We start from the raw sequence: 16,825 nt of genomic DNA on the forward strand, positions 1-16,825 counted from the left end.
GGTCAATATACGGGCGGTTTTGCGCTTACCGTAGGCAGACAGCAGGTTTCAAGAGCACGTCCAAAAGCAAGACAGGTGACGCGCGCGCAAAGAATGGCGCGCAGTTTACACGCTGCGATAAAGAATGACCTCTCAGTCACCGCTGACGAACGGTCATCATTTCCCGTGAGCAAGGTCATCCGCCGACGTTTTTGGAGGTGCCCTTGTGTGCCGATGAGCATCAACCGCCAGGTTCGCCTAGGCGACTTTCTTTTCACCGGAGAGTAACGAGGAATCCATGAAGGTTCTTGTAGCTGTCAAACGCGTTGTCGATTACAACGTGAAAGTTCGCGTCAAGGCGGACAATTCCGGCGTCGATCTTGCTAACGTCAAGATGTCGATGAACCCTTTCTGTGAAATCGCTGTGGAAGAAGCCGTACGCCTGAAAGAGAAAGGCGTGGCGACTGAAATCGTCGTGGTTTCCATCGGTCCGACCACTGCTCAAGAGCAGCTGCGTACCGCCCTGGCCCTGGGTGCCGACCGCGCCATTCTGGTCGAGTCCGCTGAAGACCTGACCTCCCTGGCCGTTGCCAAGCTGCTCAAGGCTGTTGTCGACAAGGAACAGCCTCAGCTGGTGATCCTCGGCAAACAAGCCATCGACAGCGACAACAACCAGACCGGCCAGATGCTGGCTGCACTGACCGGTTACGGCCAGGGCACCTTCGCTTCCAAAGTTGAAGTGAGCGGCGACAGCGTTGCGGTCACCCGCGAAATTGACGGCGGCGCACAGACTGTTTCCCTGAAACTGCCGGCCATCGTCACCACCGACCTGCGTTTGAACGAGCCGCGCTACGCGTCCCTGCCAAACATCATGAAAGCCAAGAAGAAGCCGCTTGAGTCGGTTACTCCTGACGCTTTGGGCGTTTCCACTGCCTCCACCAACAAGACTGTAAAAGTTGAAGCACCGGCTGCACGCAGCGCGGGCATCAAGGTCAAGTCGGTGGCTGAACTGGTCGAGAAACTGAAAAACGAAGCGAAGGTAATCTAAAAATGACTATCTTGGTAATCGCTGAACACGACAACAAGGTCGTGGCCCCGGCCACCCTGAACACCGTGGCTGCTGCCGCTAAAATCGGTGGTGACATCCACGTACTGGTTGCTGGCCAAGGCGCAGCCGCAGTGGCTGAAGCCGCTGCGAAAATCGCTGGTGTGAGCAAAGTACTGCTGGCCGACAACGCCGCTTACGCTCACCAGTTGCCGGAAAACGTTGCCCCTCTGATTGCAGAGCTGGGCGCTGGCTACAGCCACATCCTGGCTGCCGCGACTTCCAACGGCAAAAACATCCTGCCACGCGTTGCCGCGCAGCTGGACGTTGACCAGATCTCCGAGATCGTTTCGGTTGAAAGCGCTGACACCTTCAAGCGCCCGATCTACGCCGGTAACGCCATTGCCACCGTGCAATCGACCGCCTCGGTAAAAGTCATCACCGTGCGTGCCACCGGTTTCGACCCGGTTGCTGCTGAAGGTGGTTCGGCTGCCGTTGAAGCCGTTGCCGCTGCCCACGACGCTGGCACTTCCAGCTTCGTTGGCGAAGAGCTGGCCAAGTCGGATCGTCCTGAACTGACCGCTGCCAAGATCGTCGTTTCCGGCGGCCGTGGCATGCAGAACGGTGACAACTTCAAGCACCTGTACGCCCTGGCCGACAAGCTGGGCGCTGCGGTCGGCGCTTCCCGCGCGGCCGTCGACGCAGGCTTCGTACCCAACGACATGCAGGTCGGCCAGACCGGCAAGATCGTGGCGCCACAGTTGTACATCGCCGTCGGTATCTCCGGCGCGATCCAGCACTTGGCCGGTATGAAAGACTCCAAAGTGATCGTTGCGATCAACAAGGACGAAGAAGCGCCGATCTTCCAGGTGGCCGATTACGGCCTGGTGGCGGACTTGTTCGAAGCCGTCCCTGAGTTGGAGAAGCTGGTCTAATCCAGTCGCTTCACTTATAAAGAGCCCGGTCCTTGTGACCGGGTTTTTTTTGACTGGCTGGAGAGCTACCCAATGGAATTGCGCCCCTGGACCGTATTGCTGGGCCTCACGCTGCTACCGAGCCTGGCGCTGGCCGCCGGCAAATGTGAGCGCCTGGTGATCACCGGCAGCCCGGACACACCGCCCTTGCTCTGGCGCGATCCCCAAGACCCCACGCACCTGATCGGCGCCACTGCCGATGTGTTGCAACAAGTGGGCAAGGACCTGGGCCTGAAAGTCGACCTGCTCTACGGCGGCAAACGCTCGCTAGCCTTGGACGAAGTGCGCAGCGGGCGCATGGACATCCTCGCCGATGCACCGTTGAACCTGGGCGAGTTGGAAACCCTCGACTACGTTCACCCCGCGTTGGTAAAGCTCGACTACCTGGTATGGACCCGCAAGGATTCGGTGCTGGCCTACACCACGGCCGGCGACCTGCACGGCCATAAGGGCGCCGTTTCGGAGCGTGCGCGCCTGAGCGCCGGTTTCGAAACGTTCGCCAGCCAGCAACTCACCCTGCAACGCCTGCCGAACCTGACCCCGGCGTTCCAGAAACTGCTGCTGGGCGAAGTGGACTACGTGCTCGCCGGGCGCTATTCCGGCATGGCCATGGCGCAGACCCTGGGGATGAGTAACGACTTGGTCGCCCGCGAAGTACCCGTCGATCAGCCCGGCCTGTACCTGGCCATTTCCCATAACTCCGCCTGCAATGATCCGTGGCTGCGCGGACAGCTCGCTAAAAAGATGACAGAATTGTCCGCCTCCGGTGTGGCCCAAGCCGCGTTGCAGAGCAATCTGGAACGCTGGAAAACGCAATTGCAGCAACCCGTCGGCACCCCAGCAAAGTAAGGATTTACAGTGATTATTCGACCTCTTTTCGCGGCCCTCGCCGTTGTCGCTTTGACGGGATGTGCCACCGATCCTGCGCCGAATGAACAAATGCGCCTTACCCAGCAAGCCCTGGAACAAGCCAGTGCCGTCGGTGCCAACGCGGAGGATTCCCCTGAGTTGAAACTGGCCGAGACCAAGTTCGCCCGAGCCCAGGGCAATATGGCCGACGAGTCCTACAAGAACGCGCGCATACGTGCCGAACAAGCCGAGCTGGACGCACGTCTGGCGGAGGCCAAAGTGCTGACCCGCAAGAGCCAGGAACAGTTGAACGTGCTGAACACCCGCATCACGCGCCTGCGCAAGCAATTGCAGTTGGGGGAAGCCCAATGACTTCGATGATCCGCGGATTGAGCTGTGCGTTGCTGCTGGGCAGTGCAGTATTGGGCGGTTGCGCCACTCACCCCGATAGCGAGCAGGCGTTGCAACAGGCCGGCAATGACTTCCAGAAGGTCAAGGAAGACGCCAATGTGCTGCGTTTTGCACCGAAGGATGTGATCCGCGCCGGGGAATCCCTGGCCCGTGCCGACCGCTTGTCCAGCTACTGGGGCAGCGGTGCCGACGTGGCGCATTACGCCTACTTGAGCCAGCGCTACAGCGCCATTGCCCGCGAACACACCGAGCAGGCACTGAATGCCGAACGCGGCACCAAACTCGAACTGGAACGCCAGCGCCTGCAACTGGCCCTGCGTGAAAGCAAGCTGATCAGCGTGCAGCAGCAGGGCAAATGGCTCGAAGAACAAATCGCCAGCCTGGCCACCACCCAGACCGACCGTGGCCTGGTGATGACCCTGGGGGATGTGCTGTTCGACACCGGCGAAGCGGAGCTGAAAAACTCGGCCAATCGCACCGTGCTGAAAATCGTACAGTTCCTGCAACTGAACCCCCGGCGCGTGGTGCGTATCGAGGGTTACACCGACAGTACCGGCGGAGAGCAGGAAAACCTCAAACTGTCCCGTGACCGGGCGCAGTCGGTGGCCGATGTGCTGGTTGACCTGGGGATCGATGAAAAACGCATCCAGGTCGAAGGTTACGGCGACCAGTATCCAGTGGAGGCCAACGCGTCGGAGCGGGGCAGGGCGCAGAACCGCCGGGTGGAGATTGTGTTCTCCGATGAAAAGGGCCAATTGGGCGCTGCGCGCTAAAGGTCTGGCATCGTTCAAAATGTGGGAGGGGGCTTGCCCCCGATTGCAGTGGGTCAGCTACAAATTTGCTGACTGGTCCACCGCTATCGGGGGCAAGCCCCCTCCCACATTTGTTTTGTGTGTATGCCCAAAACTCTATTTGTCACCCCCACAGTTTTCTATTGTCACTCCCGCCCGCGCTCGACTATTGTGTGAACTGTCCCCGTACACTTTCCAACTGTGCCGGTATGTTTCACACAAAAATAAAATACCCGTGAAATCGAGTGCTGCGTCATGACCAATCTGTTGCTCTACCAACGTATCGCCCAGCAACTGGCTGAGGATATCCGGCGCGGTGTCTATCAACCGGGTGAGCGTGTGCCTTCGGTGCGCAAGATGAGCTCCCAGCTCAATGTGAGCCATGCCACGGTATTGCAGGCCTACGCCAACCTGGAAGACCAGGGGCTGATCCGCGCACGGCCACAGTCGGGCTACTACGTGCACCAGACGCCTGCGCTGACGGCACCGACCCCGGATATCGCGCGGGTCGAACGCCCTGGGTTGGTCACCCGCAGCAGCATCATTCAGCAGGTCTTGGTTGAATCGCGCCGCGAAGGCGTATTCCCTCTGGGCGCTGCGGTGCCGAGTGTGGATTACCTGCCGGTGCGCGCGCTGCACCAGCAATTGGCCAAGGTCACACGCTTCCAGAGCCCACGGGCGTTCAGCTACATGTTCAGCCCCGGCTTTGAGCCGCTGCGCCGCCAGGTCGCGATCCGCATGCGCGATGCGGGCGTGGTGGTGGACCCTTCCGAAGTAGTGATTACCCATGGTTGTGTCGATGCGTTGCAGATGTCACTGCGCGTCTTGACCCGTCCCGGTGACCTGATCGCCGCTGAGTCACCGACCTATTACGGCTTGCTGCAATTGGCGGATTTGCTCGGCCTCAAGGTCATCGAGATCCCCAGCGACCCGTCCACCGGCATGAGCCTGGAAGCCCTGCAACTGGCCGCCAACCAATGGTCGATCAAGGCGTTGGTGCTGACGACGCGCCTGAGCAACCCACTGGGCGGCACCATGCCCGAGGAGCGCCAGAAGCAGTTGCTGCGCCTGGCGTCGGACTTCGATATCCAAGTGGTCGAAGACGATATCTACGGCGAGCTGATGTTCGAAGTCGGTCGCACCAAGGCCCTCAAGGCCTATGACCGCCTGGACCGGGTCATCTACTGCTCCAGCTTCTCCAAGACCCTGTCCCCCGGTGTGCGCATCGGTTGGATGATCGCCGGCAAATACCAGCAAGAGATTCAGCGCCTGCAGATGTTCAGTACCCATTCGGCCTGCAGCGTCACGCAGATGGGCGTCGCGGCATACCTGGAAAACGGCGGTTACGACCGGCATCTGCGCTACATTCGCCAGGAGTACCGCAAGAACCTCAACGCCTTCCAACTGGCGGTGCAGCAGTATTTCCCCGAAGGCACCCAGATGACCCGTCCAAGTGGCGGCTTCATCTTGTGGGTCAGTTTGCCGGGGCGGGTCAATACCCAGGAACTGCACGTGCGTGCCCTGCAGCAGGGCATCAGCATCGCGCCGGGGCTGATTTTCAGTAACACCGAGCAGTTCAACCACTGCATCCGCCTCAACTGCGGCACGCCGTGGAACCGCGAGGCAGAGCGGGCGCTGATGACGTTGGGGATGCTGGCGAGCCAGTTATGCCAGGAAACGGCCGCGGGCTTTTGAGCCAAGGAACCGGGACAACGCCGATAGCAGGCTAATCACCACGCTTGTCATGCCGCCCACAACAAGCGAGCATATGGCCCTCTGCCGTTAATGCTGTTGGCGATATGACCTCTATTTTTCGTGCTGCCCTGGTGATTGGCCTGTTAAGCCTGTGTAACGTCAGCCCCCTGCTGGCCGCATCACCCGTGACGCCGAACAAGCCCGCTGCCAGCACCCAGCCAAAATCCCCCGCGAAAAAAGCCGCTCCCGTTAAAAAGGCTGCGGTTGCGAAGAAAAAAGCCGCCCCCGTGAAAAAACGTGCGCCGATTGCGACCAAGTCCAAGTCGGCCCACGAAGTGGCGCAAACCAAACTGCCAGCGGCACAGTTGGACCTGTCGTTGCCGTCCGACATGGTCAGGCACTTGCAACCGATTGGCACCATGCCCAAGCCCAAGAGCGCACCCCTGTTGCCGCCGATGTTTGGCGAGAAGCCCACCGACAACAGTGCCTTCCAGATCAACGGCCGCCTGATCAGCAACGAGATGAAGCTGCAACTGCGCAACGAAGAACGGCGCGAGGTGGAAGGCGCCGCATTGGAATTCGAGTTCAAGCAGTAATCTTTTCCTGCAAACGTGACGTCACTCTTCGACCATGTGTCGGAGACTGGTCGGTCATTTTTGTTTTCTGCGAAAAACCCCTGTTAACCCATTTTAAAACGGCTGTTTAAGGGCGTACTCTAGCCCGGCCATCCACATTGAGTCGTCGAGGACCTGTTGGTCATGAATTGCCGTGAAGGCTGTGGCGCTTGCTGCATCGCCCCCTCCATCAGCTCGCCATTACCGGGAATGCCCCACGGCAAACCCGCGGGTGAACGCTGCCTGCACCTGTCAGTCGAACAGCTGTGCCTGCTGTTCGGGCAACCGGAGCGACCGGCGGTGTGCAGTGATTTCAAGGCAGACGTTGAGGTCTGTGGCACCGACCAGGCCGATGCAATCCGGCTGATCGGCTGGTGGGAGCAGATGACGGCGGCTTGATGGGCTTTACTATCGGAACTTCAACAATAAGGAATACAACAATGGGTTCGCTGAAACGAATGGCTGTGTTGTGCGGTTTTACGGTGTTGTTCGCTGCCACTGCCCAGGCAGAGGATTGGCAGGTCGCCAAGGACGAAGACGGTATCAAGGTGTCCCTGAGCGAAATTGCCGGTTCCAAGTACAAGGCGTATCGCGGCGTTACGACGATCAAGGCGCCGGTCGCCAAGATCCAGGCGTTGCAGGAAGACGTGGCCGGTGCCTGCGCCTGGATTCACGAGTGCAAATCGCAAAAGCTCATCGACAAGAAGGGCGATGAGGCTTGGACATACACCCAATTCAAGGCGCCATTCCCGGTGACCGACCGTGACTCGTATATCCATGTCACCACCACCAAAAATGCCGACGGCAGCGTCACCCGCACATTGCAGGGTGTGCCAACCTACAAGCCTGAAGAAAAAGGCTACGTACGTGTGGCCCAGGTGGAAGGCTTCTGGAAGCTGGTTCCCAAGGGCGACAACCTCACCGAAGTCACCTACCAGGTGCACACCGAGCCAGGCGGCAGCGTGCCATCGTGGTTGGCCAACAAGTTCGTGGTGGACGCCCCGTTCAACACCTTGAAAGCCCTCAAGGAACACGCTGAAAAGTAAGCGCAGTTGATCAGGTGCCTCCGGCCTTGGGTGGAACGTTTGGCGACCGCCCAAGGTCCAGATGGATGTAGGCCCACACACGGGTTTTATCGAGGAGGCACCGATGAAAAAGTGGCAAATTACCTTCGTTGACGATCACGGTGAAAAAGCCGTGGAACAGGTGACCTGCGATCAACAGCCCAGCCTCGAAGACGCTGCGCACATGATTCGCAACAAGCTGGTGCCTGTCGCCGCCGAACTCGACCTCAATGACCTGGAGGGCCGCAAGCCCGAGCCCACGGTCAAGATCCTCAAAGACCAGAACAGCATTCAAATCCTCGACATCTCGCCTGCCGTCTGAACATTCCCTGTATGCCATTAAAGCGCCTCTGGTGGAGGTGATAGCTTCGCGCTACTCTGCAATCGAGATCAGCGAATGAATCGCTAAGGTCTGGTCTTGTCAGCTACATGCTTGTTTTCCAGCGGTGAGGTCATTGCCGTAGCCCCCACGCCAGTCAGGTGCGGGCTCGGGAAGCACGGAAAGTCTATCCATCGGTTAGAGGAGCACTTTTCATGAGCACAGCCTATCAAGAAGACATCAGCACCAACGTTCTACGCCGCATGAAAGAGGGCGGCTTCGACTTTTCACGTTTCCACCCCATCGAGTTCTACGCCATTTTCCCGGATGAGGAACGGGCGCGCAGGGCGGCGGGCGAGTTTCGTGGGGAATCCCTGAATGCCCAGGTCAGCGCGCGCGACGATGGCGCCTGGTACCTGGAACTGAGCAAAATCATGTTCGCGACCTACGACGGCATAGGAGACTTCGAGCAAGACTTTGGGGCGGTGGTCGAGCCTTTGGGCGGAATCATCGAAGGCTGGGGCGTCAAGCAGGAAGTGCGCGGGCGTCCCATGTAATTGCAGTTGAAACAGCGCATAACGGCTGACCTTCGGGTCGGCCGTTTTTGTTTGTGCAGTAGGAAAAGTATTCGGAACTTGCGCGTCATTTTTACGCACCAAAAAAAAGGCCACCCGACAAGGGTGGCCCAAAGGGAAGAGCGATGCGCTGAAGGTCGTTCAGCAGATGGCGCGATTATCCGCAGACGTGGCCGGGCAGTGAAATCAACTCTGACTATGCTGTTGATAGTCAAAGCCCGCCTTGCGATGAAGCGCGGGACATGGCAGCGGGCGTTCTGCGCACCAGGATGGTGCGGTCAGATTCTCGCTTATATTTAACCAATTGATTCTTAAGTGTTTATGCCGCTGGCACGGGCCTTGCGATGGTTCTTGCGCCCGGGTGACAAGGAGTTCGGCATGATCCGCACTTATTACGACGAAATGTACGACGGGGCAGGCCAGGTCCGCCCTCACTATCGGGAGTTCGCCCGCTGGTTGGCCGACACCCCCGCTGAACTGCTGGCGCAGCGCCGGCGCGAAGCCGATTTGCTGTTTCACCGCGCCGGGATCACGTTCACCCTGTATGGGGACGAGCAAGGCACCGAGCGACTGATTCCCTTCGATACCATCCCGCGCAGCATTCCTGCCAGTGAATGGCGGATTGTTGAGCAGGGCTGTATTCAACGGGTCAAGGCGCTGAACATGTTTCTCGCCGACCTCTATCACGAACAACGCATCATCAAGGCCGGGATCATCCCTGCCGAACAGGTGCTGGCCAACGAGCAATACCAGTTGGCGATGCAGGGGCTGAACCTGCACCGTGACCTGTATTCCCACATCTCCGGTGTCGACCTCGTACGCGATGGCGACGGCACGTACTACGTGCTGGAAGACAACTTGCGCACACCGAGCGGCGTCAGCTACATGCTCGAAGACCGCAAGATGATGATGCGTCTGTTCCCCGAGTTGTTCGCGGCCCAGCGCATCGCGCCCATCGATCACTACCCCAACCTGCTGCTCGACACCCTCAAGAGCTCCAGCCCGCTGGACAACCCCAGCGTGGTGGTGCTGACCCCTGGCCGCTTCAACAGCGCGTTTTTCGAGCATGCGTTTCTGGCGCGGGAAATGGGCGTGGAGCTGGTGGAGGGTGCCGATCTGTTCGTGCGTGACGACCGTGTGTTTATGCGTACCACCGATGGCCCCAAGGCCGTGGATGTGATCTACCGCCGACTTGACGATGCATTCCTCGACCCCCTGGCATTCAACCCGGCTTCGATGCTCGGCGTGCCCGGCCTGCTCGCGGCGTATCGTTCGGGCAACGTGGTACTGGCCAATGCCATCGGCACCGGGGTGGCGGATGACAAATCGGTGTATCCGTTCGTCACCGAGATGATCCGTTTCTACCTGGACGAGGAACCGATCCTGAAGAATGTGCCTACCTACCAATGTCGTAAGCCCGACGAACTGTCCCACGTACTGGCGAACCTGCCGGACCTGGTGGTGAAGGAAACCCAAGGTTCCGGCGGCTACGGCATGCTGGTGGGCCCGGCGTCCACGAAGGCAGAGATCGAAGCCTTTCGCGCACGTATCAAGGCCAAGCCCCACGCGTATATCGCCCAGCCGACCTTGTGTTTATCCACGTGCCCGACCTTTGTTGAAAACGGCATCGCGCCGCGCCATATCGACCTGCGCCCGTTCGTGTTGTCCGGCAAAGAAACCCGCGTAGTCCCCGGCGGTTTGACCCGCGTGGCGCTGCGCGAGGGTTCGCTGGTGGTCAACTCATCCCAGGGCGGCGGCACTAAAGACACCTGGGTGGTCGAGGACTGATGCCATGCTGAGTAGAACTGCCTCGGATTTGTACTGGATGTCGCGTTACCTGGAGCGCGCGGAAAACCTCGCGCGCATGCTGGATGTCAGTTACTCGCTGTCGCTGATGCCCCAGGACGGGCGCGGTGATGGCCTGCACGAACTGGCCATGCCGCTGCTGATCACCGGCACCCTGGATGATTACCTCGAACGCCATGGCGAACTGCACGCCGAACGCTTGCTGCACTTTTTCGCGTTGGACGCGGCCAACCCGGCCAGTATCTATAGCTGCCTCGGTGCCGCGCGGGCCAGCGCCCATGCGGTGCGTGGGCGGATTACCGCCGACATGTGGGAAAACATCAACGCCACCTGGCTGGATATTCGCGACATCGCCCAACAAGGGTTGAGCCGCTACGGCATGAGCCGGTTCTGTGAGTGGGTCAAGGAGCGCTCCCACCTGTTCCGGGGCGCCACCTACGGCACCATCATGCGCAACGATGCCTTTCGGTTTATTCGCCTGGGCACCTTTATCGAACGTGCCGACAACACCCTGCGCCTGCTGGACGCCCGCTACGAAATGGCCGGCGACCGCGCCGAAGCCGTCACCGATGGCACGGCCCACGCCTACTATCAGTGGAGTGCCTTGCTGCGGGCCTTGTCGTCCTTCGAGGCCTATACCGAGATCTATCGCGATGCACCGGGCGCCCGGCAAGTCGCCGAGTTATTGCTGTTGCGCGCCGATGTACCGCGCTCGCTGCGTGCCTGTACCGAAGAGATCGACCAGATCCTGTCCAGTCTGCCCGGCCTCAACGGTCGCCCGGCCCAGCGCCTGGCCGCCGAGATGGACGCTCGTTTGCGCTTTACCGCGATCGACGAAATCCTCGAGGAAGGCCTGCACGCCTGGCTGACCGACTTTATCCCCTTGGTGCGCCAGTTGGGCGACGCCATCTACAGCTCCTACCTGGAGGCCGCATGAGACTCTCCATCAGCCACGAAACCACCTACCACTACGACGACCAGGTGCGTGCCAGCATCCAGTACCTGCGGCTTACGCCCCACGACAGCGAGCGTCAGCATGTATTGAGCTGGCAGCTCGACCTGCCGCGGCCGGTGCGCGCCCAAGTGGACCCGTTCGGCAATATCCTGCACGTGCTGACCCTGGACGAGCCCCACGACGCCATCATCATCGGCGCCCGCGGCCAGGTGGACATTGACGAGCTGCGCGAGGCCGAACACGAGAGCCAGTCGGCGTACCCGTTCCTGCGCAGCACGCACCTGACCGAAGCCGATGACGCCTTGCGCGGTTTTGCCGAGCAGCATTGCCATCAACGGCGCGACCGTACCGCGTTGATCGACCTGATGCAGGCCCTCAACCACACCATGGTCTACACCCCCGGCGCCACGGAAGTCGACACCAGCGCAGCGCAAGCCTTCGCCGGGCGGGCAGGTGTGTGCCAGGACCATACCCACGCATTCCTGGCCTGCGCGCGCAGCCTGGGGATTCCGGCGCGGTATGTGTCGGGGTATCTGTACAGCGAAGACAGCACGCACCTGGCCAGTCACGCCTGGGCCGAGGCCTGGCTGGATGACGCCTGGTACAGCTTTGACGTGACCAACCAATTGGCGCGGCCGGAGCGGCATCTGAAGTTGGCGGTGGGGCTGGATTACCTCGATGCCTGCCCGGTTCGCGGCATGCGCCGAGGCGGCGGGCATGAGCAGATGCATGCGAAGGTGTTTGTGGCGCCGACGCCGGTTATCTCGGTGCAGCAGCAATAAAAATGTGGGAGGGGGCTTGCCCCCGATGACTGTGGGTCAGCAAATATTTCATTCACTGAACCACCGCTATCGGGGGCAAGCCCCCTCCCACATGTGACCTAGACACATTTCAGGGCTGTTGTTTACGCCCCGCCATATGCTTCAAATACCCCACCAGCAACTCCAGCTCATTGTCGGGCAACACACTCTCCGCAAACGCCGGCATCTTCGCCTGCGGCCAATGCCGCAGGCTCTGCGGATCGCGGATATATCGCTTGAGGAAATCCCCACCGAAATATTCGGTGGGGTTGTACGGAATATTCAGATCCGGCCCCACCTGCGCGTCCCCGGCGCCATTCAGCCTGTGGCACGCCAGGCAATTCTTCTGGAACAGCGCAAAACCCTGGTTGATCGGATCATTCGCCGCCAGTTTTGGGTCGGGCAACAACGCCGGAAAACGCTCGGCCACGGTCTTCAACTGCTTGATCCGCGATATCTGGAACGGCCACTGCTCCGGGCTGATATGTCCGGCTTGCGGGTCGGTCCATACCAGATAGAACGGTCCGGCACTTGGCTTGCCGTCCGCCAGAGCCGGCCAGGGATGCGCCGGATCTTCCACCGCCAACCATGCACGGGCCCCGTTTTTTTCCAGCAACGGTGCGGCCGCAAGTTCAGCGGCGAAGCCATCCAGGGCGACCGCTTGCAGATGACTTTCTGGCGTGAGGCCGGGCAGGAGCATTGCCAGCGGCACCGCGCGATACGTCATGTCGCGCTTGTAGGAAACGTCATCAACGATCTGCACGGTCTGCGCCTGCTTGAGCAAGTCGGCGGTTTGCCAGGTCTTGCTGGCGTGGTCCAGTTCGATGGTCAGTTGCGCCGCTGAAACAGGCAGGGCGAGCAATAAAGCGAAGAGGGCGAGGATCGATTTCAAGAGTGGGCCCAAGGCAAGGTGACAATAGGGCTCACGATACCGGAAATTCACGCGCAAAAAGACAGCCCCTGCAACAGGACCGCTATGCGCAGTGTCCCGGCAGGTGCTGCCAAAAGCTGCAGTCCCGGTGCTGTGTGTGCACGAAATGTGAGGGTTGGACCTTCACCCAATAACCTTGGTTAAATTGGGCAAGATCAGAATCAGTGTGGTGGCGAAGAGAATAAGCCCCGCCTGGCGTACTTTCGTATGTTTGAACATGGCTGACTGCCTTTTGTTGTTATTCCTGAGCGTCAAATGCGTGCCGGTCAATTTCAGTATCGCGATGTGACGTGACATTTTTCTTACAGCTACTCCGGCAAAACCCGGCAGCAACTTCCTACTGATTGAACCTTAGAGCCCTCGTTCTGCGTGGCTTAGATCCATTTCGTATCAGCTAATCAGAATTTCTGCTGAAAACGGCATGAGGCTTAACGCCATCTTGGCGCCAGCCCCTTGGCTAGACAGCTAAATCGATTAATCGAGCGGCGCCGCTGTATGCCTACCGTTCGTCCGAGCAAGAGGGTCAAAAGCAATGAGCGCATCCGTCATTGAAACCGTGTCAATCGGGCCTAAGGTAGGGGCACACACGCACAGCGGTTCGAGGACATCATGACCCAAGCTTTGATCTTTGATGCGATACGCACGCCCCGTGGCAAAGGCAAGCCCGACGGCGCCTTGCACAGCGTCAAGCCGGTGAACCTGGTGGCGGGATTGCTCACCGCGCTGGCCCAACGCAACGACCTCGATACCCATCACGTCGATGACATTGTGCTTGGCTGCGTCACTCCCATTGGCGACCAGGGCGCCGACATTGCCAAGACCGCCGCCCTGGTCGCCGATTGGGATATCAGCGTCGCCGGCGTGCAGATCAACCGCTTCTGCGCCTCAGGCCTGGAGGCGGTGAACCTCGGTGCGATGAAGGTGCGCTCCGGGTTCGAAGACCTGGTGGTGGTTGGCGGTGTGGAGTCCATGTCCCGCGTGCCCATGGGCAGCGATGGTGGCGCCTGGGTAGTTGACCCGCAGACCAACCTGCACAGCCACTTCACGCCCCAGGGCATTGGTGCGGATTTGATCGCCACCCTCGAAGGCTTCACCCGTGAGGACGTCGACGCCTTCGCCCTACAGTCCCAGCAGAAAGCCGCCAGGGCTCGCGCAGACGGTTCCTTCAATAAGTCACTGATTGCGGTGCAGGACCAGAACGGCATTGTCCTGTTGGACCACGACGAATTTATCCGCGCCGACTCCACCCTTGACGGCCTGGGCAAGCTCAAGCCCAGCTTCGAAATGATGGGGCAGATGGGCTTCGATGCCACCGCATTGCGGGTCTACAGCCACGTGGAGCGCATCCACCATGTGCACACGCCGGGCAACAGCTCCGGCATCGTCGACGGCGCGGCGCTGATGTTGATCGGTTCCGAGGCCAAGGGCCGTGAACTGGGCCTGCAACCGCGAGCGCGCATCGTCGCCACGGCGGTCACCAGCACCGATCCGACCATCATGCTCACCGGCCCGGCGCCGGCTACGCGCAAGGCGCTGGCCAAGGCCGGGCTGCGGGTCGAGGACATCGACCTGTTTGAAGTCAACGAGGCGTTTGCTTCTGTCGTCCTCAAGTTCATCAAGGACATGGGCATCGACGCCGGGCGGGTCAACGTCAATGGCGGGTCCATTGCCATGGGCCATCCGCTGGGGGCCACCGGCTGCGCGATCCTCGGCACCTTGCTCGACGAACTCGAAGTGCGCCAGCAACGCTACGGCTTGGCCACGCTGTGTGTCGGCGGTGGCATGGGTATCGCCACGATCATTGAACGCCTCTGAGCCCAAGGAATTTGTCATGACCCAAGCCATTCGTTACGAAAAAGGCCAGGACCAGATCGTGGTGCTGACCCTCGACATGCCCGGCCAGAGTGCCAACACCATGAACGGCGTGTACCGCGAAGCCATGGCCGCCACCGTGGCGCGCCTGGAAGCGGAGAAGGACACACTGGCCGGCGTGGTCATCACCTCGGCGAAGAAAACCTTTTTTGCCGGCGGCGACCTCAATGAGCTGATCAAGGTCGACAAGGCCCACGCCAAGGATTTCTACGACGGCGTGTGCGAATTGAAGGCGCAACTGCGCCGCCTGGAAACCCTCGGCAAACCGGTGGTGGCGGCGATCAACGGCGCGGCCCTGGGGGGCGGTTGGGAGATTTGCCTGGCGTGCCATTACCGGGTCGCGCTGGACGATAAATCGGTGCAACTCGGCCTGCCGGAAGTGACCTTGGGTCTGCTGCCGGGCGGTGGCGGGGTGGTGCGCATGGTGCGCCTGCTGGGGCTGGAGAAGGCGCTGCCGTATTTGTTGGAAGGTAAGAAGGTGCGGCCGCAACAGGCCCTGCAAGCCGGTTTGATCCATGAGTTGGCGGCGGATCGCGACGCGTTGCTGGCCAAGTCCCGTGCGTGGATTCTGGCCAATCCACAGGCCAAACAGCCTTGGGACAACAAGGGGTACCAAATCCCCGGTGGTACGCCGTCCAACCCCAAAGTCGCGCAGATGCTCGCCATTGCCCCGTCGATCCTGCGCAGCAAAACCCACGGTTGTTTCCCTGCTCCGGAGAAAATCCTCTGCGCCGCCGTGGAAGGCGCCCAAGTGGACTTCGACACGGCGCACTTGATCGAAACCCGTTACTTCACGGAGCTGGTGACGGGGCAAGTGGCGAAAAACATGATCGGCACGTTCTGGTTTCAGCTCAATGAAATCAATGCGGGCAGTTCGCGTCCGCAAGGTTATGCGCCCTGTGTCACGGGCAAGGTGGGCGTACTGGGTGCCGGGATGATGGGGGCCGGTATTGCCTATGTCAGCGCCAGTGCGGGCATCGAGGTGGTGCTCAAGGACATCGACCTGGCAGCAGCCGAAAAGGGCAAGGCACATTCGGCGGCGTTGCTGGACAAGAAGGTCAGCCGTGGGCAATTGACCGCTGAACAGCGGGAAACCATTTTGGCGCGGATTCATCCTGCGGCGTCTGACGCCGACCTGTCCGGCTGTGACCTGATCATCGAAGCGGTATTTGAAGATCGCGAACTCAAAGCCAGGGTTTGCGCGGCGGCTCAGCAGGTGGTGGGTGCCGATGCAGTGATCGCCTCCAATACTTCAACCTTGCCCATCAGCGGATTGGCCAAGGCGGTGCCCGATCAAGCCAAGTTCATCGGTCTGCATTTCTTCAGCCCCGTGGACAAGATGCCCTTGGTGGAGATCATCAAGGGAGCGCAGACCTCAGACGAAACCCTGGCACGAGGTTTCGACTTCGTACTGCAAATCAAGAAAACCCCGATTGTGGTCAACGACAGCCGTGGCTTCTTCACGTCGCGGGTGTTCGGCACCTTTACCAACGAAGGCATCGCCATGCTCGGCGAAGGCGTGGCCGCGCCGATGATCGAGACCGAGGCGCGCAAGGCCGGCATGCCGGTGGGGCCGCTGGCGGTGTCGGATGAAGTGTCCCTCAGCCTTATGAGCCATATCCGACAGCAAACGGCCAAGGATCTGCAGGCCGAAGGCAAGGCGCTGCCGACGCATCCGGCGACCGTGGTGATCGATCTGTTGGTGAACGAGTACAAGCGCACGGGCAAAGCGGCGGGTGGTGGTTTTTACGACTACCCCGCCGGTGGCCAGAAGCACCTGTGGCCTGAGCTGAAAAACCGGTTTGAACGGCCTGACCAGCGGATCTCGCCGCAGGATGTGCGCGACCGTTTGCTGTTTATCCAGGCCATCGAAACCGTGCGCTGTGTGGAGGAGGGGGTGTTGATGTCCACGGCGGATGCCAACGTCGGTTCGATCTTTGGTATTGGCTTTGCCGCATGGAGTGGCGGCGCGTTGCAGTTTATCAACCAGTACGGCTTGAACGACTTCATCGCCCGCGCGCGTTATCTGGCGGAGCAGTATGGCGAGCGTTTTACGCCGCCTGCATTACTGCTCGAGAAGGCGGCGCAAGGCTCAGTTTTTTAGGCAATCAACGTGTGGGAGGGGGCGTGCTCCTTCCACAGCGG

17 protein-coding genes are annotated in these 16,825 nt (G+C 60.3%); 16 read left to right on the forward strand and 1 reads right to left on the reverse strand.

Translation table 11 applies throughout. From position 1 onward, the window contains the following. Window positions 1-277 precede the first annotated feature (277 nt). From DYL61_RS13290 to DYL61_RS13355, 14 genes are all read left to right on the forward strand, one after another. Window positions 278-1,027, forward strand: coding sequence for an electron transfer flavoprotein subunit beta/FixA family protein (locus tag DYL61_RS13290; RefSeq protein WP_105697633.1), 750 nt, complete (start codon window positions 278-280; stop codon window positions 1,025-1,027). Window positions 1,028-1,029: 2 nt separating this feature from the next. Further along, window positions 1,030-1,959 carry an electron transfer flavoprotein subunit alpha/FixB family protein gene (locus DYL61_RS13295; protein ID WP_135308676.1) on the forward strand — a complete coding sequence of 310 codons (930 nt, stop codon included), beginning with the start codon at window positions 1,030-1,032 and terminating at the stop codon, window positions 1,957-1,959. A 72-nt stretch (window positions 1,960-2,031) separates the two neighbouring features. Further along, window positions 2,032-2,847, forward strand: a complete 816-nt coding sequence (locus DYL61_RS13300) for a substrate-binding periplasmic protein (protein WP_135308677.1) — start codon at window positions 2,032-2,034, stop codon at window positions 2,845-2,847. A 9-nt stretch (window positions 2,848-2,856) separates the two neighbouring features. Next, window positions 2,857-3,219, forward strand: coding sequence for a DUF4398 domain-containing protein (locus DYL61_RS13305; protein ID WP_135308678.1), 363 nt, complete (start codon window positions 2,857-2,859; stop codon window positions 3,217-3,219). Further along, entirely contained in the window at window positions 3,216-4,031 is an 816-nt protein-coding gene (locus DYL61_RS13310) for an OmpA family protein (protein WP_135308679.1), read from the forward strand. The genes DYL61_RS13305 and DYL61_RS13310 overlap by 4 nt, the downstream gene beginning before the upstream one ends. Window positions 4,032-4,304: 273 nt before the next feature. Beyond that, window positions 4,305-5,744 (forward strand): aminotransferase-like domain-containing protein, encoded by a 1,440-nt coding sequence (locus DYL61_RS13315; RefSeq protein WP_135308680.1) that lies wholly within the window; start codon window positions 4,305-4,307, stop codon window positions 5,742-5,744. A gap of 104 nt (window positions 5,745-5,848) precedes the next feature. Continuing rightward, the gene (locus DYL61_RS13320) at window positions 5,849-6,340 is read left to right on the forward strand and encodes a translation initiation factor 2 (RefSeq protein ID WP_135308681.1); all 492 of its coding nucleotides are present in this window, start codon (window positions 5,849-5,851) and stop codon (window positions 6,338-6,340) included. Between the two features lie 162 nt (window positions 6,341-6,502). Further along, entirely contained in the window at window positions 6,503-6,757 is a 255-nt protein-coding gene (locus tag DYL61_RS13325; RefSeq protein WP_135308682.1) for a YkgJ family cysteine cluster protein, read from the forward strand. A 41-nt stretch (window positions 6,758-6,798) separates the two neighbouring features. After that, the gene (locus tag DYL61_RS13330) at window positions 6,799-7,404 is read left to right on the forward strand and encodes an START domain-containing protein (protein WP_135308683.1); all 606 of its coding nucleotides are present in this window, start codon (window positions 6,799-6,801) and stop codon (window positions 7,402-7,404) included. 103 nt (window positions 7,405-7,507) lie between these two features. Continuing rightward, a complete protein-coding gene (locus DYL61_RS13335; protein ID WP_135308684.1) occupies window positions 7,508-7,744 on the forward strand; it encodes a hypothetical protein in 237 nt (78 codons plus the stop codon). A gap of 212 nt (window positions 7,745-7,956) precedes the next feature. Then, window positions 7,957-8,298: a ribonuclease E inhibitor RraB gene (locus tag DYL61_RS13340; RefSeq protein ID WP_105697623.1), complete on the forward strand. Its 342-nt coding sequence runs from the start codon at window positions 7,957-7,959 to the stop codon at window positions 8,296-8,298. Between the two features lie 396 nt (window positions 8,299-8,694). Beyond that, the gene (locus DYL61_RS13345; RefSeq protein WP_105697640.1) at window positions 8,695-10,104 is read left to right on the forward strand and encodes a circularly permuted type 2 ATP-grasp protein; all 1,410 of its coding nucleotides are present in this window, start codon (window positions 8,695-8,697) and stop codon (window positions 10,102-10,104) included. Between the two features lie 4 nt (window positions 10,105-10,108). Continuing rightward, window positions 10,109-11,059 carry an alpha-E domain-containing protein gene (locus DYL61_RS13350; protein ID WP_135308685.1) on the forward strand — a complete coding sequence of 317 codons (951 nt, stop codon included), beginning with the start codon at window positions 10,109-10,111 and terminating at the stop codon, window positions 11,057-11,059. Beyond that, entirely contained in the window at window positions 11,056-11,859 is an 804-nt protein-coding gene (locus tag DYL61_RS13355; protein ID WP_135308686.1) for a transglutaminase family protein, read from the forward strand. The genes DYL61_RS13350 and DYL61_RS13355 overlap by 4 nt, the downstream gene beginning before the upstream one ends. Window positions 11,860-11,968: 109 nt before the next feature. On the opposite strand, the gene DYL61_RS13360 is transcribed toward DYL61_RS13355, so the two are convergent. After that, a complete protein-coding gene (locus tag DYL61_RS13360; RefSeq protein ID WP_135308687.1) occupies window positions 11,969-12,769 on the reverse strand; it encodes a c-type cytochrome in 801 nt (266 codons plus the stop codon). 648 nt (window positions 12,770-13,417) lie between these two features. On the opposite strand from DYL61_RS13360, the gene DYL61_RS13365 reads away from it, so the two are divergent. After that, complete coding sequence (locus DYL61_RS13365; protein WP_135308688.1) at window positions 13,418-14,623, forward strand: acetyl-CoA C-acetyltransferase; 1,206 nt, start codon at window positions 13,418-13,420, stop codon at window positions 14,621-14,623. 16 nt (window positions 14,624-14,639) lie between these two features. After that, entirely contained in the window at window positions 14,640-16,784 is a 2,145-nt protein-coding gene (locus tag DYL61_RS13370; protein ID WP_135308689.1) for a 3-hydroxyacyl-CoA dehydrogenase NAD-binding domain-containing protein, read from the forward strand. Window positions 16,785-16,825 lie beyond the last annotated feature (41 nt).

The organism is Pseudomonas nabeulensis (genome assembly GCF_004682045.1).
GTDB classification, from domain to species: domain Bacteria; phylum Pseudomonadota; class Gammaproteobacteria; order Pseudomonadales; family Pseudomonadaceae; genus Aquipseudomonas; species Aquipseudomonas nabeulensis.

What these genes read in the sequence shown, in the direction of transcription:
- DYL61_RS13325 (WP_135308682.1), top strand. Translation starts at nt 6,503, where the DNA reads ATGAATTGCCGTGAAGGCTGTGGCGCTTGCTGCATCGCCCCCTCCATC.
- DYL61_RS13295 (WP_135308676.1), top strand. Translation starts at nt 1,030, where the DNA reads ATGACTATCTTGGTAATCGCTGAACACGACAACAAGGTCGTGGCCCCG.
- DYL61_RS13310 (WP_135308679.1), top strand. Translation starts at nt 3,216, where the DNA reads ATGACTTCGATGATCCGCGGATTGAGCTGTGCGTTGCTGCTGGGCAGT.
- DYL61_RS13320 (WP_135308681.1), top strand. Translation starts at nt 5,849, where the DNA reads ATGACCTCTATTTTTCGTGCTGCCCTGGTGATTGGCCTGTTAAGCCTG.
- DYL61_RS13330 (WP_135308683.1), top strand. Translation starts at nt 6,799, where the DNA reads ATGGGTTCGCTGAAACGAATGGCTGTGTTGTGCGGTTTTACGGTGTTG.
- DYL61_RS13355 (WP_135308686.1), top strand. Translation starts at nt 11,056, where the DNA reads ATGAGACTCTCCATCAGCCACGAAACCACCTACCACTACGACGACCAG.
- DYL61_RS13370 (WP_135308689.1), top strand. Translation starts at nt 14,640, where the DNA reads ATGACCCAAGCCATTCGTTACGAAAAAGGCCAGGACCAGATCGTGGTG.
- DYL61_RS13315 (WP_135308680.1), top strand. Translation starts at nt 4,305, where the DNA reads ATGACCAATCTGTTGCTCTACCAACGTATCGCCCAGCAACTGGCTGAG.
- DYL61_RS13290 (WP_105697633.1), top strand. Translation starts at nt 278, where the DNA reads ATGAAGGTTCTTGTAGCTGTCAAACGCGTTGTCGATTACAACGTGAAA.
- DYL61_RS13340 (WP_105697623.1), top strand. Translation starts at nt 7,957, where the DNA reads ATGAGCACAGCCTATCAAGAAGACATCAGCACCAACGTTCTACGCCGC.
- DYL61_RS13365 (WP_135308688.1), top strand. Translation starts at nt 13,418, where the DNA reads ATGACCCAAGCTTTGATCTTTGATGCGATACGCACGCCCCGTGGCAAA.
- DYL61_RS13345 (WP_105697640.1), top strand. Translation starts at nt 8,695, where the DNA reads ATGATCCGCACTTATTACGACGAAATGTACGACGGGGCAGGCCAGGTC.
- DYL61_RS13335 (WP_135308684.1), top strand. Translation starts at nt 7,508, where the DNA reads ATGAAAAAGTGGCAAATTACCTTCGTTGACGATCACGGTGAAAAAGCC.
- DYL61_RS13300 (WP_135308677.1), top strand. Translation starts at nt 2,032, where the DNA reads ATGGAATTGCGCCCCTGGACCGTATTGCTGGGCCTCACGCTGCTACCG.
- DYL61_RS13350 (WP_135308685.1), top strand. Translation starts at nt 10,109, where the DNA reads ATGCTGAGTAGAACTGCCTCGGATTTGTACTGGATGTCGCGTTACCTG.